The organism is Nitrospirota bacterium, from assembly GCA_004296885.1.
Classification (GTDB): domain Bacteria; phylum Nitrospirota; class Nitrospiria; order Nitrospirales; family Nitrospiraceae; genus SYGV01.
This window is the reverse complement of record SCVN01000008.1, coordinates 133,283-152,895: the sequence shown is the minus strand read 5'-3', so window position 1 is coordinate 152,895 and position 19,613 is coordinate 133,283. Positions and strand designations below refer to the sequence as shown.

The following is a 19,613-nucleotide window of genomic DNA, read 5'->3' as shown; positions in this document are numbered from 1 at the left end:
TCGTCTCAGGTGGGTCTTCTGCCAAGTTGCATTAATATCCGACATGTTATACGGTCCAGCTACGCTTGCGTGAAGCCCTCGAAGGGGGGACTTTAGCGATTGACAATCTTCGGGACGCTTTGCTAGACTCGATCGCGTCCAAGTCTGTGGGAAGACGAGGTTTTAGGCCGTTTCTATCAGCCGGCTCACGGTATCTTACGCATCGTGGGCGTCGTTCAATAAACGATCAGTTCACAATAGAGTCGATCAAACAAGACTGTTGGCCGGCCGGATGAAGTCCGGTGGTCGCTATAGATTGGGAGGTGTCCACATGAGTCTCGATTATGTGAAGTTCTCGCCGGGCTTCGACAAGTTCATGCCCAAGGAATACAAGGACATGGTTGAGCACGGTCCCTTCGGCAAGAAGACGACCGTATCGCAGATGGGGAGCTTCAAGGAAATTCTGGAGGAGCATCCCATGTGCGCCGGCTGCGCCATGACGCTCTTCATCCGTCTGGCTATGATCTCCTTCCCGAATCCGGAAGATACGATCACGGTCGGCACGGCCGGATGCGGCCGCCTGGCGATCTCGCAGGCCGCCATTCCCTTCGTCTACGGCAACTACGGAGACCAGAACGGCGTGGCGAGCGGACTGTCTCGCGGGCTGCGGTTGCGCTTCGGCGACAAGCCCAAGGATGTGGTCGTGATGGCCGGCGACGGCGGCACGGCCGATATCGGCTTCCAGCAGGTGGTGCATTCCTGGTTTCGTCACGAGCGGTTCACGACGATCATGCTGGACAACGAAGTGTATGGGAACACCGGTGGCCAGGAGAGCGGCATGACCAACAAGGGCGCCGTGCTCAAGATGGCCCCGCTCGGCAAAAAGTTCGAGAAGATGGACATGGTGAGCCTGGCCAAGCTGGCGGGCTGTGCCTATGTCGCCACCGTCGTGCCGAACAATCCGCGGCGGGTCGAAGCGGTGATCAAGAAGGCGGTGCTGATCGCGCGCGAAGTCGGCTCCAGCTACATTCAAGCCTACACCTCCTGCAACATCGAATACGCCATTCCCACGGACAAAGTCATGGAAGACGCCAAGAACGTCGAAGGCGACCGCTACCAGTTCACCGAGTACGTGACCGACGAAGCCAAGCAATTCCTCGCAGATCGCTACGGCTACAAGGAGTTTCTGCCGAAGCCGGCTCCGGCGGTGACCAAGGCCTAAGCCGGCGGTTCTCGCAAGCTGGAAGAATTTGAGCCTACTGGAGGCAAAGTCACTATCCGCCGCGATGTGATCGAACGCGGCGGCTCAACCGAAGGTTGGTACGGAGGGCGCGATGGCGAAACGCTTCAACATTCGGATGGCCGGCGTCGGGGGCCAGGGGGTCGTCACCGGCTCGCACATCCTGAGCACGGCGGTCATCAACGCGGGCGGGGAAAGCACGATCGTCCCGTTCTACGGCTCTGAAAAGCGGATGGCGCCGGTGGAGAGCTACGTGCGGGTGTCCGATGAGCCGATCTACGAGATCGGGGAGATCACGTTCCCGCACATCATCATCATTTTCCACCCGCAGGTCATCACGCACGGCAAGTCCTACACGATGCCCTTCTACTTCGGGCTGAAAGAGGACGGGGTCGCGTTGATCAACAACGACGGGCCGATGAAGCTGCACAAGGATCAGGCCCGCGAGTTGGAGGAGCGCCGCGCGAAACTCTACTATCTGCCCGCGACGAAGATCTCGCTGGAGGTGGCCGGGATGGACTTGGCGACCAATATGGCGCTGATGGGTGCGATCGGCTGCATCACCGGCCTGACCACCATCGCCGCGTTGGAGCAGGCGGTGAAGGACCGGTTCCTCGGCAAGGGGTTTGTCGTGTCGGGCGGCACCGCGGCCCTGGACAGCGTGGTCGAGCGGAAGTTCAAGAAGAAGCAGGAACTGATCGATAAGAACGTGGCGGTGATCAAGGCCGGCTGGGATTTTGCGGCTGCGCACGGTTGGGACGAAATCAGCAAGGCCGCCAAGAAGGCGGAAGCGGCCGCCGCGGCGAGAGTCTGACCGCCATAAAAAAGAGGAATCTCCATGTATCTTGTGGCCGATATCAACGTTGACATTTGTGCCCAGACGAGCTGTAAGCTCTGCACCCAGTTCTGTCCCGAGGCAAACACGATCCTCTACAACGACCAGGCCGGGAAGGACAAAGGCTACAAGTACGGCGCGGCCTACGTGGCGGTGGATCGGTGCAAGGGCTGCGCTCAGTGCGTATGGGTGTGCGACAACATGGCCAAACATAACGCGATCAAGATGATCATGATCGACCAGCTGCCGAATGCGGCTATTACCGACAACGTGGTGTACGGCGAGAAGAGCACCACCGCCGTGCTGGCCAGTCCGGTCGTCGGCTAGTTAAGGGAGACAGAACGCGTGAAGACGACGGAACAGAAGCCAGAACGCATTATTGTCCCCGGCCCGGCCGGGTTCCATCCTCCCTCGGCCGCGCAGTTGGGCGTGATGTTGCCCGATCCCGGCCAGGGGCTCATGTACGGGCTGCTGGAGCCCAATGAGGACCTGGTGATCGAGGAGATGGCGCGGAAGATGCTGACGAGCCCGAACGCCACGCTTTTTCCCGGCCCGATGGTGCTCTGGGCCTGGAACGATCACGCGGTGGAGAAGGCCAAGGCGGTGCTGGAGATTGCGGCGCAGATCCCGGACGTGTTGATCATCCCCATGCCGGACTACCGGCCCAAGTATCCGAAGATCGACCATGAGGAAGTGATCAATCCGAACCATCCGAATCTGACGATCTGGGGCAACAAGATCGAAGCCTGCATCTTCATCGGCGTCCATTGTCACTATGCCAACCTGACCTTGAAAATGATCCGGGCCGGCACGAACTGCTGCACGGGCGCGGTCTGCGCGGAGCAGGGGCACGAGGACGCCATGCTCACGATCCGCGATTCGGACACGGCCAAGCTCAAGAAGGTCGCCCAGATTTTCAAGCGGGTGCGCGAGGAGATGGGCCTCAAGCTGCCGGCGAACGGCGAGAACGTCCGCTTCACCGGCACCCAGTCGAAGGTGCATGGGGGTAAGACCCACACGAATCCGCTGGCCTTCATGCCCACGCCGGGCGGCACGGCAGGCGCCACAGCCTTTGGTCACAACCCGGAACAGATGAAGCGCGAAGGGTAAGGTCGCAGACCTGACCGATATACAGAGAGGTGCAACGATGAGCGAATCCCTGGACACCGAAGTCAAAACCAATCCGCAGGGCGATCCGATCACCAGCGTCGCGGCGGCTCCGAAGACCGAGGTCAAGAAGGACCCGCACGCGGAGGCCAAGAAACAGCGCGTGGTCACGCCCGAATACATGTTCTTCGATGCGCCGCGGACCAAGGAGTTTATCACGGGGAGCGAAGCGGCCAAGGAAGCCATTCGCCGGTCGAACGTGGATATGGCGATCGCCTATCCGATCACGCCGCAGAGCGAAACCATGCAACTGGTCGGCGTGCTGTACGGCGAAGGCTACGTCAAGGAATATTACCGGGGCGAGGAAGAAGTCGGCGTCATGGCGGCGATCGCAGGCGGGTCCCGGGCCGGCGTGCGCTGCTTCACCGCCACGGCGGGGCCGGGGACGCTGCGCGGCCTCGAAGGGATCGCCTCCTGGCCCGGCCATCGGCTGCCGGCGGTGGCGATGTTCACCTGCCGGGTGGTCAATGCGCCGCTGGCCATCCAGCCGGACAACATCGAGATTGCATATCTACTGAACTGCGGGATGATCGTCTTCCACGCCGAAAACCAGCAGGACATGTTCGACTTCATCATGAAGGGGTTCATCATCAGCGAGATGAACGATGTGACCCTGCCGGTCGGCGTCTGCTGCGACGGCTTTTTCGTCACCCACGCCCGCGGGTACGTGCGCATGCAGGACAAGAGCATGAAGCTGCCGCCCCGTGAAGCGTGGCGCGGCGCGGTGCCGGTGCTAGACGCGGAAAATCCTCCCGCCCGGTTGTCGCGTGACGCCCCGGTGCAGAAGTCGAACTTCATGGCCTACAACATCCACGCGGTCTGGCAGCAGGAAGTGTGGGCGGCGGTCGAGCGGTCCAGGAAATACATCACCAAGTATATGGGCGGACTGTGCACGGCGGAGAACGTGGACAAGGCGGATGCGGTGATCATCGCCTCCGGCAGCGCGGCCGCGCAATCCCGAGAAGCGGTCCGTCTCTGCGCCGAGAAGGGCATCAAGGTCGGATTGATCAAGATCCGGTCGCTGCGCCCGTTCCCCACGCAGGAACTGCGCGATCTCTGCAAGGATGTGAAGCTGATCGTGGTGCCCGAATTCAATTACGTCGGCTGGTTGGCCAAGGACGTGGCGACGGCGATCTACGGCCATTCCAAGGCGAAAATTATCGCCGGGCCGCACGTCTACGGCGGGCAGTCCATGCCAGTGGAATTGATCGTGGATGAAGTGGAGTCCGGCCTGACCGGCAAGAAGTCAACCAACGTGCCGCTGTCGGCCATTATGGGCACGGACGTGGATCAGGCGAGCGTATCCCACTTCATGCAGAATATCTGATCGGCCGGCGAGGTTTGCAAAACAAGAGCCCAATCCTCTGTAGGATTGGGCTCTTTGTTTTTTCGCCGGCCGGCTCTTCAGGATTGAAGATCGTCCTGGATCGTCTCTTCGCTCTCGGGCATGCCGTAGGCGATAAACTTGGCGTAGGTGAGATAGATCGAGCTGCTGTCGCGCATGGCCCTGGCTCCGTGGGTCATCCGTTCGAGCTTGGCGGCGTCGGTGGATTCGGCCGACCGGAGGATTTTGACATGGTCTTCGAGCGCCTGGTTGTATTGCTCCATGGCCCGTTCGACCGCGAGATAGGCTTGCATGATCGGGTCTGTCATGGTCGTGGCTCCCTAGTAGTTCGAGGGTAGTTCAAGATACACTACGACCTTTCTAACGGTCAACCGGCGCATGGCCCAATCCCTCTCAACTCCCTTACTGAAAGTCCTCGCCGAGGCATCCGGATTGACGGACCAGGACGTCCTGGAAGCCCGACTGCCACAGCTCTGCCACGGGGTGGAATCGCTCTCGCAACTCTTCACCAAGGACCGGCAAGACCTCCGGACGTCCTACCTGGATCAGGATCAGCTTCGAGCCGCCTACCTGGCCTATTACCTTCCGGTGAATCTCGCCAAAGTCCAAGCCCTGCTGGAAGAGATGCCGCCACCCCTTGCGGCAGGACAGGGAGCCAAGGGGCAGTTTAGGGTCCTGGATCTCGGTGGCGGGATCGGCACTACGGGGCTCGCGGTCTTGGATTGGCTGAACTCCACCGAGGCCCTGCGCGACGTCGAAGGCGAAGTCGTGACCGTGGAACGGTCGGCTCTGGCCCTGGGCCTGTGCGAACGGCTGTGGAATGCGTACAAGGCAATCGAGCTAGGGCCAAGCCTGCGTCTGGTCACGGTCAAAGGAGACATGGGCGGGTGGGGCGCAGGCAGGTTTCCGACGAGCGTGGCCAATGGACCCTACGATTTGATCGTCCTGGGGAACGTCGTGAACGAACTGTTCCCGGACGCCCGTGATCCGATCACCAGACGGGTCCAATTGCTCCGCGACCTCCTCGGCCTCCTGCATCCGCAGGGCACCATGATGATCGTGGAACCGGCCTTGCGCGACACCTCCAGGCCTCTGCTCCAGCTTCGTGACCAGTTGGTGACGGACGGGGCCTGCAACGTCTACAGCCCCTGCCTGCACGAGCGACCCTGCCCAGCCCTCGTCAAGGCAGAGGACTGGTGCCATGAGGAGCGGCTCTGGGAGCCGCCGCCGGTCGTTGCGGCCATCGACCGGAGGGTGGGCTTTATCAAAGACGCGCTGAAGTTTTCCTACCTTCTCCTCAGAAAAGACGGACAGACCATCGTGCTGCGCAGTCCGGAGGTCTATCGGGTGGTGAGCGAGCTGCGCATCATGAAGGGGGAGAAGAGGGCCTGGCTGTGTAATGAGATGGGGCGGCCTGAAGTGGGTCGGCAGGATCGGCTGCGGTCGGACTCGAATGCGCCCGTGGACGACTGGCACCGCGGCGCGATCGTCAGGATCGATCAGATTGTCCGGAAAGAACGGAAAGGCCGGGAGTCCACCATCGGCCGCATTCCATCCGAAGCCACAGTCGAAATCATCAGATCGGTTTGAAGAGCGCGATTGACGAGGAGAGGGCGGAGGCATGCGGCCTCTCGCTTCCGCGCCTCCCACGGCACCCCTTCCACGGCGGTCAGGAGCGGAAACCTTCTGGAATTCCCTCGGCCACGATTTTCAATTGCGACGCCTCGGTCAGTTCCAGCTTTCCTTCTCCTGACGCCGGGCGGGGACCCCGCCGCTCCGGCGGACATCGCTCGCCGCCACATGCCTCCTTGTGGAAAAGATTCCAGCCGAGGCAAAAGAGAGAGGGGGTGGCAGGGACAGGCCGCTGAGGGACCTGTCCCTGCTCGGAATGGATCACGCACAACGTTCTTGCTCTACTCTGAAAAAGCGCATAGGATTCGCGGCGGTGAGTATGGATCGTCACGTGAGGTAGGGGTAAGTATATGCCTAAGTCAGTCGCTGTCAAAACGGCCTGGATTGGGGCGGTCGCTGTTGTTTTTGCTGCGGTTATAAGTGGTGTATTCTCGCTTTTCAGCAAGGGGGGTGGCGACAGTGGCAACGTCGTTCAGGAAATGAAAGATTCGCCACAGTCAATCCAGGCTGGCCGGGATGTGAACATTAATATCGGGACGGACCGCTCTGTTCATGCTCCATCTGCGGAGAAACTTCTGCCCAAGAAACAGATCGCTGGCATCGAGTTTAAGAACGAAAAGCCATTTGTGGAGCAAGTTGTTCTTGGGAATGAATCGTTCCGAGGTTATAGATTTCGAGTGCAAATCGAAAACAAATCTTCTGAAACCACTCTTATAGTCAAACATGTGAAACTTGTAGATCTCCAGCAACTAGAGGGCAATGCCTTCAAGGCCTGGATGAATGCTGAGCCAGTTTATCTAGAATGGGACGGCACCAAGTCGACGGAAATCCCACCCCAGGACAAAGTCCTCATTCCATTTGCTCGTATCTATCCACCAGAACTTCAAAGAATAACCGACGGATTACTTTCGGGGGGTGTGGATACTCCACAGCTTCGCTTTATCGTTCAGCCAGGTACATGGCCAAGGAAGATGACCTCTCATATTCCGCCTGGCACGCACCGCTTCAAAGTTCAAGTCTTCTTTGAGAAGGGACCTCCGGCTGAGATAAAACTTGAACTGGAGTGGCCTGGAACTCGTCGCGAAACCCCCGATGCGATGGTTCAAGAAATCAAAATCACGAAGTTGTAGCAGTTGAGAATATGTGGCGAAGGCTGCTTGAAAGGTGGTGGGAGTCTTTTCTCGGCACTGGGTTGGGATAGCTGGGCGGAACCCTATAGGTTGCTCAAAAGGGTTAGCCAACAAGGCACTCTCCGTGAGGAGCGATGCTTCACCGCGACAGAAAGGCGACGGGTCTGCAAGCGACTCGTCGCCTTTCCCCTTTGTTAGCATTTAGCAGGCTGACCGGTCCTGCGTCGCGAATCGCGGAGGCGAGGGCACCGGGAGTTAGCGAGCAGATGCGTTCCGAAGGAGGCCGAGCACTGTTTGAAGCTGGCTTTGCGGAGCAGGAAGCCAGCAAGTTGCGCAGGCCAGCAGATGCGACGCTTACTGCGGTCAAGCCGAAGCGTCTGAGCAGGCAGGAACGGTCAGCCTGCTAAACGGATCAGCACAGAAGATATGGTGTGTGAAGGCTGAGAACTGAGGCTGGGAATTAGTCTGCTTCGGGTTCTGCTGAACCGTGCTTGTGTGTCACCTTGTCTTCGTCGAAGAGTTCTTCCATTTCAGACGCGATCATGTCCCGGTCGTTGGGAACGGAGATGAGCGGAATCTCTTTGCGGGATTTCTGCTCTACTTCCGGCGGCTGTTGGGTCTTGGGCTTATCCATGGGTACAGTATACACCAATCGGGCGGGGCGGGTTTGGTTATTCGAAGGCTTCCAGGGAAGACTGTTCCGGGAACTTGTGCCCGCAGGCGGCGCAGGTCACGAAATAGATGGCTTCGCGGACCGACATGACGATGCGGAAGTCCAGGTCCACGCCCCGGTGCTCGCAGGCGGGGCAGGTGATCTCCTTGAGCCGGTAGGGCACGTCCGGCTGGGTCCGCAGGTAGAACTCCATGTTGGTGTAGACGGGAAAGCTGTAGCGGCACTTCTGGCAGGCGCCCTTCCAGTCGCCATCCGCCTGCATGGTCCGGCGGTCGATCGAGAACCCGCTGGTCTTGCAGATGGCGCAGCGGACCGAACTCAATCGGGATTCGACCTGTTCGACGGTGAGGGCTGCCATGGTGCCGCGTTGCTTCCTCCGTGAAATCGTTCCCCCGCAGTATAGCGGCTGGAGCCGTGCTTCCGCAACGAAGGAGGCGGGGAATCGGTTGGCAGTTTGGACGCAGTCTGTTCCGGTCACCGGGAGTTGGGCAGCGTGCGGCCTGGCGCGAGTCGCAGCAACCTCTTCCGCTTTTGGAGCTGGTGTCCCGAAGGGCCAGGCCAGACGGTGCTGAGATAGGGAAAGGCTCCGCAGTTCACGCACCTCCGGGGAATGCCGATCGCATAAAAATCCGAAAAGGGTTCGGTGACCATCAAGCCTTTGCATCTTGGGCAAGACATCGTGCCCCCTCCTTTCGCTGGTTGACGCCCCATCGCTACCTTCCCGGCTGAAGACCGGGCACGTCCTGCAGGGATTGCCCGATGTTCGTCGCGCCGGCTTGTTCCAAGGTCGTGCCGGTGATCCGGTCGATTTTCACGGGGGAGTCCTTTTGTTTGTGCTGCGTCCTGGTGCCGGTGAAGACGGTATCCTTCCCCAGCACCGGCGCAGACGGCCCGGCTTCGGCCTGTGCACGGCCGTTCTCTTGCCGTGCCTCCGTGGGGCCGTCCGGAGCGGCGGCGCAGCCCTTGCCCGCAAGGATCGACACGATCAAGGTGCCGGCGATGATGCAATAGGGAGCCCACACCGCCGGTTCAAGCTTCGCCATCGCGCACCTCCTCTCCAGTTGAATGGCCACCCTACAGGGTCATCCGCATACCCACGAACCAGAGCATGACGCCCGTCTGCGGAATCAGTCCCGAACTGAAATTCATCCGGGAGGACGTCATGTTTTCTCCACCGCCGTAGACTTCGATGCCGTTCTTGAGCGTCTTGGCCAGCCGCATGTCGAGCTGCAAGTTGGACGGCGCTTTCTCGTTCGGGTCGATCTTCTGGTTGGTATTGAGGTCGCCGAACCCGAATGAAGAGTACCAGCGAAGGCGGGTCGTCAGGCTCCAGCCGTCATGTTCCACCACGACCCTGGACTTGAACGAGTGCGGCGATCGTTGGAACAGTTGCGAACCCGTGTTCTGGTCGTACGCGTCCAGGTACATGTAGCCGGTTTCGACGTACAGCCAATTGGCCGGTTTGCCGCCGGCCTCGAGCTCGAATCCCTGGCTCTGGACCGCGCTCACGTTCGTGCCCTTGAAGCACAGCGGCAGTGTGACGCCGAGCGCGGCGGCTTCGGCGGCCGAGCAGCCCCCGGCCAGGAACTGGATCTGATTGCTGACCTGGTGCCGGAAGAAGCTCGCGCCGATCTTGGCCTTTTCCCAATAGTATTCGAAGTTCGTCGTGTAGCTAACGGACTTTTCCGCCTGCAGGTTCTCCCGGCCGACGATGCCGACTCCTCCGCCTTCCACGAAGGCGCCCCCGGTTTCGACCAGGTCGGGGCTTCGGAACCCCCTGGTATAGGTAAAGCGCCCGCGGAAGTCGCCCGGCTTGACCAGGATCGTCGTCTGCGGGCTGAAGAACCCGCCGTACTTGCTATTGGACGTGTAGCGTCCGCCGATCATGATTTCCACGTCCTTCATCAGGGTGATTTCGTCCTGAGCCCAGAGGGCGGACTCGTTCAACTGCGTGGCGCCTCCCTTCAGATTCACCCCCCGGCCCCGCCGGATATCGTATTCGCCGCCGCCCGTGAGGAGGTGCTCCTTGCCGACCTGCCGGCTGTACTGGAATTGCGGTTCGAACAGTTCCTGCGTAAAGCTGGAGTAGCGGGTCCTGGTGTTGTCGCCGAGCCGGAAGGTGGACGAGTCGCTCAGGAAATTTTGGTAGTGGCCCCAGACGATCAGGTTCGAGACCGCGTCCGGTTGATAATCCCATCGGAGGATGTTCTGTGAGCGCTGGACGTCGGCTTTCACTTCGCGGATGCTGGTGCCGGCCGGAGAGGGATTCTGTCGGGTCTTGCGTTCGTCGTCCGAGTAGCGCGAGTAAAAGGAGAGCTTCGAGCGGGGCGAAAACTCGTAGGCGAGGTTCCCGCTCAGGCTTTTCGTGTTGGCCTGGGCTGGGCCGTCCGTCTGAGGGGTGGCTTGGTTCAGGTCGAAACCGGTGGTCGATTGCGTGCCGGCCGAGAAGAATCCGCTGAATTTCCCGACCTTGAATTGCGGCGCGCCGAACACGGTGGCCGTGTTGAATCGGCCGTATTGGCCGAACATGGTGGCCCCCGCCTCTTTAGTCGCGTATTTCGTGCGGATGTTGATGACGCCGGCGATCGCATCGCTCCCGTACTGCACCGCCGCCGCGCCTTTCACGATTTCGATGGAGTCGATTTCCGGCGAGGCCAGAATGTCGCGCGTGAACGTGGCGCCCTCGATCGTGCCGATCACTTCCTGGCTGTTGAGCAGGAAGAGCGTATTGATGGACGGGAGCCCCTGAATCTGGAACTGGGGGAAGCCGCCTCCGCCGCGGCCGGGCTGGACCGCTGGCACGTCCTGCAGGGATTGCCCGATGTTCGTCGCGCCGGCCTGCTCCAGCATCTTGCCGGTGATGCGCTCGATTTCCACCGGCGAGTCCCGCTGGGCGTGGGGCGTCCAGGTGCCGGTGATGACGGTTTCGTTGCCTTCGATCGGGAGCAGATAGTCCGGGCTCTCCACCGGCGCGCCAGCCCCCTGCGGGCCGGTGGTTTCCTGGGAGGCGCCAGGGTCCTGTTGACCGGAGGAATCAGGCTGCGAAATGGTGGGCGTCGACGGCGGCATCGACGGCGGCATCCTGGTCTGGGCCCACAGGGCGCCGGGTTGCGTGCCGGCCGTCAGACACCAGGCCAGCGCCAACGCGCGGAAAACACGGGACGGCGTTCGTTTTCTCGGTTCCATTGTCACTGCTCCTTCTGTGTGGATGCCCATATTCGACCGGGCTCGTTGCGACAACACGTCTCCTGTGCCGGGCTGCGGGCGTACGAATCCCGCAGGCCCGGCGGCCTGTTCTCACGGCGACCTGTGCTCGCGGTTACTGCTGGGCGAGCCGCTGAAACGAGTCGCTCGGTCTTGCCAGCGCGGTGCCGACCTGGCCGATGCCTTCCTCGAGCCAGCGGGTAATCACGGGATGGACCAATCCCTTCTCGTTGAGGTCATACTGCAGTCCTTTGAGCATTTTCCTGTACGGCCCCGAGCCGTACAGGCGATTGGCGATCACGATTACCCGGCTGTTCTTTCCGTCCTCTTCGATCATGTGTCTGACTTCCTCCACCGCCGCTTTGCGCTTGTCCGGCCAGTCCTCGCGGACCGCCGCCGCCCGGATGGTCTTGAACCTGGCGCACCGCGGGTCCTTTTTGATCCGTTCGATGTTGCCGTTCATGATCGCCAGCCACTTGCTGTTGCCCTCGTCGGTGCCTTCCCCGTGGGCGAGCAGGATCACGGTCTCTTTGCCCGGGTCTTTGCTCACTTCCATCATGCGGTCGCACATGACCTGGCTGATACCGGCATACTCTTCGTAGCCGCCGAAGGTCGAGAAGAGGGCGGCGCTGCGGATCTGATGGGGCGGGACCGCCTCGTGGTCGAATCCGTGCCCCTGCCCGTCGCTCGGCGGGCGGTCCGAGAGGCCGAGAATGTAGTCGGTTAGGGGTTTCATGTGGGATTCCAGCGCGTACATCCGGACGAACACGATGCGCTTCACGCCCTGCTGCTCGAGGCGCGTCACCGCGTCCTGGATGATCCAGGGATCGCCCATCCCGTAGGCCATCTCAATGCGATGTTTGGCTTTCAACGGCGCGATCGTCCGCTCGACCGCGTCGTTCCACGGTTGCGTGGAGCCGTGGGGCATGATGACGACGCCGATCTCGCCGGGCGCGGCGGCGACCGAACGGTTCGCGGTCTTCTTGAGCCAGAGCAGGACGTTGGCGTGGGGCAGCAACTCCGACTGCTGATAGGCCACTTGAAGGGGTTTGAACTGCTGCTCGAGCCAGGAACTGAGCGCCATGGCGTTGTCGAACTTGGGGCCGATGAAGGCGGGGACGATCACCGTCCGCCCCTGCTTGGCGATCTGGGCGAGGACGCGGGCCTTGATCTCCTGGTTTTTCTTCTCCGCTCCCTCGGCCTCGCGGTCGAAGTAGACGACGGCCTCGGCCTCCCGGAAGCGTTTGTAGCGCTGTACGTAGGCCAGCAGCTTCTCGATGTCCGTCTTCAGCGCTTTCTGGTTCTCGTCGTCCATGGCGCCCGTGCCGATCAGAATCAGACGCTCGGCGGCCGGTTGCTGGCTGATTGCGGCGACCCGGTCCAGCAGGACTTGCCCGATCAGGTAATCGTCCGCCATGGCCGGAGCCCAGCGGACGGCCAGGCCGCCGGCGTAGGCCGGCAGCGCCGGCGCCACCCGCTTCAACAGCGGATCGGAGGCCGAGAGGAAGAGGGGCACGGCTACGATCTCCGTGGCCCCGGCCTGCTTCAACTCCTGAATGGCCTTGGTCGCATAGGCGGCATATTCGTTTTCCGGGCCAGCATAATCCCGGCCGATCAGGGCCAGTGCTCCGAGGTAGTCTTTCTTGAAGTCCTGGACGAGGGCCTGGATTTCCTGATTGCCCAGGAATCCGCGATCCGGGGCCACGATCAGGAAGCCCGGCTTGCCCCCCTCCGCCAGAGCGGCGGTCGGGAGAGCCCAGGCCATGGCGATCAGCACGATGCGAAGCAGGGTAGGGGTGTTCATGTTGGTCTCCTTTGCTTATTGATCGAGTCGGTACTGGATGGGAATGTGGATGGCCACGTGAGTTTGGCCCAGGGCCTGTTTGAGCGTCAGCGGGCACACCTGCCGGATGAGGTCGACGGCGTCGAGGTCGAGGATCTCGAAGCCGGAGCTTTCGACGACGTTTGCGTCCATGAGACTGCCGTCTTCTTTGATCAACACCCGGACGACGACCCGCCCTTCCCATCCCTGGTTTCGAGCCAGCTTGGGATACTGTTTGAGCCGTTGGATCCGGTGCCAGAGGGTCTCGGCCAGCCACCGATGATCCGCCTTGCCCGTTCGGGCGGAGGCGGCAGCCGCGTTGGCCTTCACGAGAGCGGGAGCGGCGGACGTACTTGTCCCCGGCACGCTTGCCTGAGCCGGATCAGTCGGACGGTTCGACGGGAAGGCTGCGGTCACGGACGGAACAGGCGGCTCCGGCTCGGCGGACGCCGGCCCGGGGGACGTCGAGATCGTTGGTTGGGCTTCGGCAGGCGCTGCTTGATGAGTCTGCTCAACCGGGGTGGTCGAGAGGCCGGCTACCTGGGCCGGTTGGATCGGTTGCTGGCTCTCCCGAGTCTCAGGCTGTTGTTCCTGAACCGGTTCCTGCCGGGCGACGTACTGGACCGCCTGGTTCAGTGGCGCCACGTCCGCCTCTGCGGGCCGCTGTGGCTCGCTCGATTGCACTGTGGCGCTGGGCGGCTCGGGCGCATGTGCCGGCACCACTTGCGGTGGCATCGTCGCGATGGCTTGCTCGGACGATCGCGTCGCCGGTTGCGTCGGGGGTTGCTGGTTCCGGACAGGAGTGGCGGTTTGGCTCGACTTTGCCTCGTCCGGCGCAGGCTGTTCGGGTTCCAGCGGCGGCTGAATCGACGCGTTTGTGAGGGCAACCTTCCAGGTGAACGGTTCCGGTTGGGGACGCGGCTGGACCTCGGACAAGAAGGCGACCGCGGCTCCGACCATCAGACCGTGGAGCGCGAATGAGAAAACCCAACTGTGAACAAGGAGGGGCGCTTCCTCCGTGCGCGGCAGAACTTGAATAATCATCGTGTCGGCAGTCCGTTTAAAATGATATTGAGAAACGTTCTCGTCAAAGTGACAAGTTAATGACTTATCGTTTATTTGAGAATGTTCGAATTCTTGGAGCCGTATGTTTTTTGGCCGGAAAATCAGGAGAGGAGGCATGTCCGGTGGTCGAAGAGCTGCCCGACGTCAGCCGTTGCGGGTCCCCAGCGCGGCGACAATCGGGAGGCGGGCGGCGCGGGTCGCCGGCGCCAGCCCTCCCAGGAATCCCATGATGAGCGCGAACAGCAGCCCGCGGGCTACGATGCCGGGCGACAGAGCGAATCCGAAGGCCAATTCCGAGAAGGTGCTCCAATTCATCGTGGACACGGTCACGGTCTGCAACAGCGAGGCGCCGGCTATGCCGCAGAGCCCCGCCGCGCCTCCGATCAGGAGCGACTCTGCGATCAGCGCGGCCAGGATGTGGCGGCGGGCGAATCCCAGCGCGCGCAGCGTCCCGATTTCCGCCGTGCGGTTCGACACGGATCCGTGCATGGTCATGGCGGCGCCTAAAATCGCCCCGATGCCGAAGATGATCGTCAGGACCGAGGCCAGCAAGGTGATGAACGCGGAGAGCATCGCGGATTTTTCGGCGTAGTAGTCCCGTTCCCGTTTGATCTGGAAGGAGAGACGCGGATCGTTTTCCAGGCGGGTCTTCAACGCGTCGAACAGGGCCGGATGGGACAGCCGCAGCGTGAAGGAGGAAAACGAGTCGCGGCCGTAAGCCGCCATGAATTGGTCGGCGTCCCCCCAGATCTCCGATTCGAACCCGCTTCCGGCCGCGTCGAACAGGCCGACGATGGTCCAGTCCCGTTTGGCGAAGCGGAGGCGCTGTCCCAACCCGGCGCGTTCGAATCGTCCGGCGACCTGCGTGCCTGCGATCACTTCGGTCGTGCCCGGCCGCCAGGCGCGTCCCCGGGTCAGGCGGACTTGCGGGCGCAGACGCAAGGCCTCCGGAGCGGTACCCCGCAGGATCACGTTCGCCGTGCTGGCCTCGCCGCGCTTGGTGAGTGTGATCAGCACGACCAGTTCGCCGAACGCCAGCGGCCGGCCGGCCGTTCCCAGGGCGGCCTCCGGCTGGATTTGCAGAATGTTGGCTTGGTCCCGGTAGATGCCGCTGGCGATCTCCGTCGTCGCGCCTTTCCGGAGGATCAGGACGTTGTCCGGGAGGCCCGTGCCGACGAGGGTCGTCTCGAGGCCGCGGGCCAGCATCAGCGCGGCCACGAAGACGAAGACCACGAGGCTCAGCCCGGCGACGGTGAGGCCGGTCGTCAGGCGCCTGGCCAGCAGGTTCCGAACGCTGTAGGCGAAGAGCAGCCGCATGGTCAGCCGATGTGCCTCAACCCTTCCGTGATGCGGATGCGCGTCACCCGCAGGATCGGCGCGACCGAGGCCATGAGCCCGACCAGCAGGGTGGCGCCGATGATGAGCCACAGGGTCCGCAGTTGCAGCGCGAACACCGGGAAGAAATTCCCCAGGCGATTCGTCAACAGCGCGCCATAGGCCTTGCACGCCGGAATCGTGAGCGTCGCGCCGACGGCCGCGCCCAGGGCCGCGATCAGGAGCGATTCTCCGGCGATCAACCCGGCGAGGTGGATGGGACGGAACCCGAGCGTCTTCATCACGGCGTACTCCCGGGTCCGTTCCCGGACGGACATCGCCAGTGCATTGGCCAGGACGAGCAGCGTAATGCCGTTCAGGAGCACGGCCATGAGGTCCAACGTCAGGATCAGCGTGCCGGCCATCGCGACGAATCCCATTTGAAAAGCCTGCTCGGTTTCCGTCCTGGTCTCGGCCGCCGAATTTGCGAAACCGGCGTCGACGGCGTTCGCGAGCGTGGCGGCTCGCGAGGCCTCCGTGACTTGCACGACGAACCATCCGGCGGTGTTGGCGCGGTCGGGATCAGTCGCCCGACGCCGTTCGTTCAAATAGTCCCAGTGGAACAGCAAGAGCGTCTCGTCGGTGGCGCGTTCGGCGCCCTGGTAGATCCCGCGCACGACGAATTCCCAGTCTCCGGGATACAGGCTGCCCTTGAGCGGGATCTGGTCGCCGATCTTCCACCCGTGCTGAGCGGCGAGTTTCCGGCCGACGATGCAGCTTTGGCGATCGCCGAGAAACGCGTCCCGTTCCGCCGCGGTCAGCCGAAATTCAGGATACAGGTCCAGATACGACCGCGCCTCGACGGCGAATTGCGGAAAGAATCCCTTGGCGTCGCGATAGACTCCGCCGAACCAGTTGGCATAGGACACGCCGGTCACGCCGGGGAGGGCGGCGATACGGTCCCGGTAAGCCAGCGGGAGGTGGATGGACAGGGACGCGGCATGCCGCGTGATCAGCCGGTTCTGCACCGAGGCCTCTACGCCTGCATACCAGGCCGTCACGGTCGTTCGGAGCAGCCCCAGCCCCAGCACGACGACGGCGAGGCCCGCCACGGTGAGGATAGTGCGGGCTTTCTGCCGCCATGCATTCCTGTATGCCAGATGAAAGAGGGTCATGCCGATGGCCTCCTGCCTGCGCGCCGGCTAGGCCAGCACGCCTTTTTCGAGCCGCTGGACCGAATGCGCCCGTTCCGCGGCTTGCGGGTCGTGCGTGACCATGACGATGGTCTTGGCCATTTCTCGGTTCAGTCGCGCGAGCAAGGTCAGGATGTCGTTCGCCGAGTCCTTGTCGAGGTTGCCCGTCGGCTCGTCGGCCAGGAGGAGCGTGGGATCGCTCACGATCGCCCGCGCGATGCCGACCCGCTGCTCCTGCCCGCCCGACAACTGACGCGGGTAGTGCTGCATGCGATCCGCGAGTCCGACGAGGGCGAGCGCCGCATGGACGTGCTGCGTCCGCTCCCGCCGGGACAGCGGGGTGAGCAGCAGCGGCAATTCCACGTTCTCCGCCGCCGTGAGCACCGGAATCAGATTGTAGAATTGGAAGATGAAGCCGATGTGCCGCGTGCGCCACCGGGCCAGCGCCGATTCCGAGAGGGTTGACACGCCGGTGCCCGCCACGCGGATCGCACCGGAGGTCGGCCTGTCGATGCCGGCCAGCAGGTTCAGAAGGGTCGTTTTCCCGGATCCGGAGGGACCCATGACGGCCAGAAACGTTCCCGCAGGGATGGTCAGCGAGAGGTTCCGGAGGATGGGAATTTCGCGGCGGTCTCGGTAGTAGGATTTGCACACGTGATGCAGTTCCACGATCGAGGACGGCATGGGTTCAGGATTCCTTTCGTATGGCCCGCACGGCGTCGCCGGCCTTCAAGTGCTGCGGCGGGTTGATGACCACGTTATCCCCCGGCTCGAGGGTTCCCCGGACTTCGACCAGGCTGCCGAGGTCCTGTCCGACCTGCACTGTCCGCTCGACCACGATCCCGTCCTTCACCGCCAGCACCAGGTGCCGGCCTTCCCGGACGATCAGGGCCGCCTTGGGGAGGCCGACGCCGAGAGGGGCATTCGGGCGCAGTTCCTGGGGGCCGCCGGTTTGCACGACGACTTTGGCGCTCATCTCGGGCAGTACGCGCTCGTCCAAATCCAGGAATTGGATCTTGATCAGGATGGAGGCTTTGGACCGATCCGCCGTGGGAACGATCTGGCTCACGGCCCCGCCGTACCGTTTGCCGGGAATCGCGTCGAGCGTGAGCTCGGCGGTTTGCCCCTGGCGGATCGTGCCGATCATGGACTCGGACACTTCCGCTTCCACCATCAAGGAGGTCAGGTCTGCGACGAGCACGACCGCCCCCCGCGAGACGGAGGACGCGGCCAGCGGGGCGACAACCTCGCCGACCTCCGCATACTTCTTGACGATCGTGCCGTCGAACGGCGCCCGGATATTCGTGCTCTCCATCTGCACCTCCGCGGCCTGGAGTTCGGCGGTTGCTGCCATGATGGCGGCCTCCGCAGAGCGAACGGACGCCCTGGCTCGGCGCAGGCGCGCCACGGCCACATCGAATTCCGCCTGCGTGACGAAGGTCTTAGCCAGCAGTCCCTGCAGGCGGCCGTGATTCAACGCGGCGTCCTGGAGTTCCGGTCTGGCGTTCGCGAGCGCGGCTTTGGCGACGTCCAGTCTCGCCTGGGTCTCGCGAACGTTGGCCGCCACGTCGGCCTGTTCGATCCGGGCGATCACGTGGCCGGTTTGCACATGGTCCCCGACCTGGACGCCGAGATACTCCAGCCGCCCGGTTCCTTTGGACGCCACCTGGGCCTGGCGTTGCGCCACGACGTACCCGCTTGCGCTCACGGTGCCGGGCGCCTCTGCGGACCGGAGCCCTGTTACGGTTACGACGTCCACGGGCGTGGCGTTCGGAACCGCGACCAGAGCGGCATATCCGCCCAGCGCGAGAACGCCGCCGCCGCAAGCCCATAGCCACCATCGTTGCCGGCCCGCCGGGCGGGGAGGAGGGACCGGTTCTTCCGGACGGGGAATAGAGAGGACCGAGAGGTCGCTGTCATGGGGACGGTTCTTCGGCGCGGTGCTCATTCGGGTTCCGAGCCGCCGTGGCGAGCGGAGGGCCGGTTTCCGGACCGGATACGGAACGTTCGGGGCGAGCAGCCCACTTCCCGTTTGAAGAAGTGGCTGAAGGCAAATTGGTCGCTGAAGCCGAGCGCCTCGGCGATCGCGGCTTGCGGGGTCTTCGTGTCCAACAGCAATTGCGCGGCGCGCTCGATCCGCAACCGTTTGACGCATTGAGAAAACGGTTCGTCCATCAAGGATTGAAAGAGGTCGGAGCAATATTTTTCCGAGTACCCGAGGAATTTGGCGAGTTCCTTCAGCGTCAACCCACGATGTAAATTCGTTTCCATGAACCCTCGGATGGTGCGGGTGAGGTCCTGAGCGGGTGCCGGCTGCGCCTCGAGTTGCGTGAGGAGTCGTTTCAACTCCTCGAAGAGGTTGCCGTGTTCCGCCGCGCGCCCTTCGTCTGCGATCGGGCGTTGCTTGGTGGCCGCTTGATCCAGCCGTGTGGCCCAAAGGGGAGAGTGCCGGCGGATGGCCGCAATGACCTGGATTCGCGTATCGGATGGTGCCTGGACATGTGCACGAGTCGTCATGGTGTCTCCAAAAAAGAAGCCCGACACTGCCTAGGCGGTGTCGGGCTCCGGACGGTCGGTCCTCTGGCCTTGTATGCGCCGCCCTCGTCGGCTGGCGCGGCATATTGTCTCTACCTGAGCTGCGCCGGCTGTTCTCCCTGAATGGACGTAAAGTTGATATTGACGAGTCGGCGGCAGCGCTTGCACTTGATCTGGATGCCGGATTTGTACCAACGGGCCACGAGTTGCCCGCATCGGCAACGAATGTCGCTGGGGGACAATATGAACTGCTCCTCATTCACCATGCACGCTCTCCTTCTCTCTCCTGTTTATGCCCCGGACGGGCACGTCTGCACTGTGAGGGCCGTGAGACGCGGGGCAACTCCTTCACATCCGGCCTCCTGGTTCCGTGAGTCTTCGCGCCAGTTTGCTCCGGCCCGTTTTGATCACGGAGCCGGGAGTGCCGATTTGCCCAAACAAAAAGCCCAGGCCGGCATTGCCGACATGGGCTCTGGACT

The 19,613-nt window shown here is 62.5% G+C and carries 17 protein-coding genes and 1 pseudogene; 7 read left to right on the top strand and 11 right to left on the bottom strand.

Features of this window, described 5'->3' with window-relative positions; translation table 11 throughout:
- The first annotated feature begins 310 nt into the window (after positions 1–310).
- The 5 genes and pseudogenes from EPO61_05820 (at position 311) to EPO61_05800 (ending at position 4,548) form a co-directional block, all read left to right on the top strand.
- Positions 311–1,201, top strand: coding sequence for a ferredoxin oxidoreductase (locus EPO61_05820; GenBank protein TAJ09574.1), 891 nt, complete (start codon positions 311–313; stop codon positions 1,199–1,201).
- 112 nt (positions 1,202–1,313) lie between these two features.
- A complete protein-coding gene (locus tag EPO61_05815; protein TAJ09573.1) occupies positions 1,314–2,033 on the top strand; it encodes a ferredoxin oxidoreductase in 720 nt (239 codons plus the stop codon).
- 24 nt (positions 2,034–2,057) lie between these two features.
- Positions 2,058–2,288 (top strand): annotated as a pseudogene (locus EPO61_05810) (hypothetical protein).
- Positions 2,289–2,399: 111 nt separating this feature from the next.
- The gene (locus tag EPO61_05805; GenBank protein TAJ09572.1) at positions 2,400–3,164 is read left to right on the top strand and encodes a 2-oxoglutarate:ferredoxin oxidoreductase; all 765 of its coding nucleotides are present in this window, start codon (positions 2,400–2,402) and stop codon (positions 3,162–3,164) included.
- Between the two features lie 37 nt (positions 3,165–3,201).
- Complete coding sequence (locus EPO61_05800) at positions 3,202–4,548, top strand: ferredoxin oxidoreductase (GenBank protein ID TAJ09571.1); 1,347 nt, start codon at positions 3,202–3,204, stop codon at positions 4,546–4,548.
- Between the two features lie 77 nt (positions 4,549–4,625).
- Here EPO61_05800 and EPO61_05795 read toward each other — a convergent pair whose 3' ends face one another.
- The gene (locus EPO61_05795) at positions 4,626–4,874 is read right to left on the bottom strand and encodes a hypothetical protein (protein ID TAJ09570.1); all 249 of its coding nucleotides are present in this window, start codon (positions 4,872–4,874) and stop codon (positions 4,626–4,628) included.
- A gap of 70 nt (positions 4,875–4,944) precedes the next feature.
- On the opposite strand from EPO61_05795, the gene EPO61_05790 reads away from it, so the two are divergent.
- Both EPO61_05790 and EPO61_05785 read left to right on the top strand, forming a co-directional pair.
- Positions 4,945–6,156 carry a hypothetical protein gene (locus EPO61_05790; protein ID TAJ09569.1) on the top strand — a complete coding sequence of 404 codons (1,212 nt, stop codon included), beginning with the start codon at positions 4,945–4,947 and terminating at the stop codon, positions 6,154–6,156.
- Between the two features lie 392 nt (positions 6,157–6,548).
- Positions 6,549–7,328, top strand: coding sequence for a hypothetical protein (locus EPO61_05785; GenBank protein TAJ09568.1), 780 nt, complete (start codon positions 6,549–6,551; stop codon positions 7,326–7,328).
- A gap of 671 nt (positions 7,329–7,999) precedes the next feature.
- Here EPO61_05785 and EPO61_05780 read toward each other — a convergent pair.
- The 10 genes from EPO61_05780 to EPO61_05735 all read right to left on the bottom strand — a co-directional run bounded on the left by EPO61_05780 (position 8,000) and on the right by EPO61_05735 (position 19,116).
- Entirely contained in the window at positions 8,000–8,359 is a 360-nt protein-coding gene (locus EPO61_05780) for a hypothetical protein (GenBank protein ID TAJ09567.1), read from the bottom strand.
- A gap of 355 nt (positions 8,360–8,714) precedes the next feature.
- A complete protein-coding gene (locus EPO61_05775; protein TAJ09566.1) occupies positions 8,715–9,044 on the bottom strand; it encodes a hypothetical protein in 330 nt (109 codons plus the stop codon).
- 31 nt (positions 9,045–9,075) lie between these two features.
- The gene (locus EPO61_05770; protein ID TAJ09565.1) at positions 9,076–11,217 is read right to left on the bottom strand and encodes a TonB-dependent receptor; all 2,142 of its coding nucleotides are present in this window, start codon (positions 11,215–11,217) and stop codon (positions 9,076–9,078) included.
- Between the two features lie 103 nt (positions 11,218–11,320).
- Positions 11,321–13,009, bottom strand: coding sequence for a hypothetical protein (locus EPO61_05765; protein TAJ09564.1), 1,689 nt, complete (start codon positions 13,007–13,009; stop codon positions 11,321–11,323).
- A gap of 15 nt (positions 13,010–13,024) precedes the next feature.
- Complete coding sequence (locus EPO61_05760; GenBank protein ID TAJ09563.1) at positions 13,025–14,209, bottom strand: TonB family protein; 1,185 nt, start codon at positions 14,207–14,209, stop codon at positions 13,025–13,027.
- Positions 14,210–14,236: 27 nt separating this feature from the next.
- Positions 14,237–15,409: an FtsX-like permease family protein gene (locus EPO61_05755; protein TAJ09562.1), complete on the bottom strand. Its 1,173-nt coding sequence runs from the start codon at positions 15,407–15,409 to the stop codon at positions 14,237–14,239.
- A gap of 2 nt (positions 15,410–15,411) precedes the next feature.
- Positions 15,412–16,581, bottom strand: coding sequence for an ABC transporter permease (locus tag EPO61_05750; protein TAJ09561.1), 1,170 nt, complete (start codon positions 16,579–16,581; stop codon positions 15,412–15,414).
- 27 nt (positions 16,582–16,608) lie between these two features.
- Complete coding sequence (locus EPO61_05745) at positions 16,609–17,283, bottom strand: ABC transporter ATP-binding protein (GenBank protein ID TAJ09560.1); 675 nt, start codon at positions 17,281–17,283, stop codon at positions 16,609–16,611.
- A 4-nt stretch (positions 17,284–17,287) separates the two neighbouring features.
- Positions 17,288–18,547, bottom strand: coding sequence for an efflux RND transporter periplasmic adaptor subunit (locus tag EPO61_05740; GenBank protein ID TAJ09559.1), 1,260 nt, complete (start codon positions 18,545–18,547; stop codon positions 17,288–17,290).
- Entirely contained in the window at positions 18,544–19,116 is a 573-nt protein-coding gene (locus EPO61_05735) for an AraC family transcriptional regulator (protein TAJ09558.1), read from the bottom strand. Before EPO61_05735 ends, EPO61_05740 begins: the two co-directional genes overlap by 4 nt.
- Positions 19,117–19,613 lie beyond the last annotated feature (497 nt).

What these genes read in the sequence shown, in the direction of transcription:
- EPO61_05785 (TAJ09568.1), top strand. Translation starts at nt 6,549, where the DNA reads ATGCCTAAGTCAGTCGCTGTCAAAACGGCCTGGATTGGGGCGGTCGCT.
- EPO61_05795 (TAJ09570.1), bottom strand. Translation starts at nt 4,874, where the DNA reads ATGACAGACCCGATCATGCAAGCCTATCTCGCGGTCGAACGGGCCATG.
- EPO61_05780 (TAJ09567.1), bottom strand. Translation starts at nt 8,359, where the DNA reads ATGGCAGCCCTCACCGTCGAACAGGTCGAATCCCGATTGAGTTCGGTC.
- EPO61_05750 (TAJ09561.1), bottom strand. Translation starts at nt 16,581, where the DNA reads ATGACCCTCTTTCATCTGGCATACAGGAATGCATGGCGGCAGAAAGCC.
- EPO61_05735 (TAJ09558.1), bottom strand. Translation starts at nt 19,116, where the DNA reads ATGACGACTCGTGCACATGTCCAGGCACCATCCGATACGCGAATCCAG.
- EPO61_05775 (TAJ09566.1), bottom strand. Translation starts at nt 9,044, where the DNA reads ATGGCGAAGCTTGAACCGGCGGTGTGGGCTCCCTATTGCATCATCGCC.
- EPO61_05745 (TAJ09560.1), bottom strand. Translation starts at nt 17,283, where the DNA reads ATGCCGTCCTCGATCGTGGAACTGCATCACGTGTGCAAATCCTACTAC.
- EPO61_05770 (TAJ09565.1), bottom strand. Translation starts at nt 11,217, where the DNA reads ATGGGCATCCACACAGAAGGAGCAGTGACAATGGAACCGAGAAAACGA.
- EPO61_05820 (TAJ09574.1), top strand. Translation starts at nt 311, where the DNA reads ATGAGTCTCGATTATGTGAAGTTCTCGCCGGGCTTCGACAAGTTCATG.
- EPO61_05800 (TAJ09571.1), top strand. Translation starts at nt 3,202, where the DNA reads ATGAGCGAATCCCTGGACACCGAAGTCAAAACCAATCCGCAGGGCGAT.
- EPO61_05815 (TAJ09573.1), top strand. Translation starts at nt 1,314, where the DNA reads ATGGCGAAACGCTTCAACATTCGGATGGCCGGCGTCGGGGGCCAGGGG.
- EPO61_05740 (TAJ09559.1), bottom strand. Translation starts at nt 18,547, where the DNA reads ATGAGCACCGCGCCGAAGAACCGTCCCCATGACAGCGACCTCTCGGTC.
- EPO61_05765 (TAJ09564.1), bottom strand. Translation starts at nt 13,009, where the DNA reads ATGAACACCCCTACCCTGCTTCGCATCGTGCTGATCGCCATGGCCTGG.
- EPO61_05755 (TAJ09562.1), bottom strand. Translation starts at nt 15,409, where the DNA reads ATGCGGCTGCTCTTCGCCTACAGCGTTCGGAACCTGCTGGCCAGGCGC.
- EPO61_05760 (TAJ09563.1), bottom strand. Translation starts at nt 14,209, where the DNA reads ATGCCTCCTCTCCTGATTTTCCGGCCAAAAAACATACGGCTCCAAGAA.
- EPO61_05790 (TAJ09569.1), top strand. Translation starts at nt 4,945, where the DNA reads ATGGCCCAATCCCTCTCAACTCCCTTACTGAAAGTCCTCGCCGAGGCA.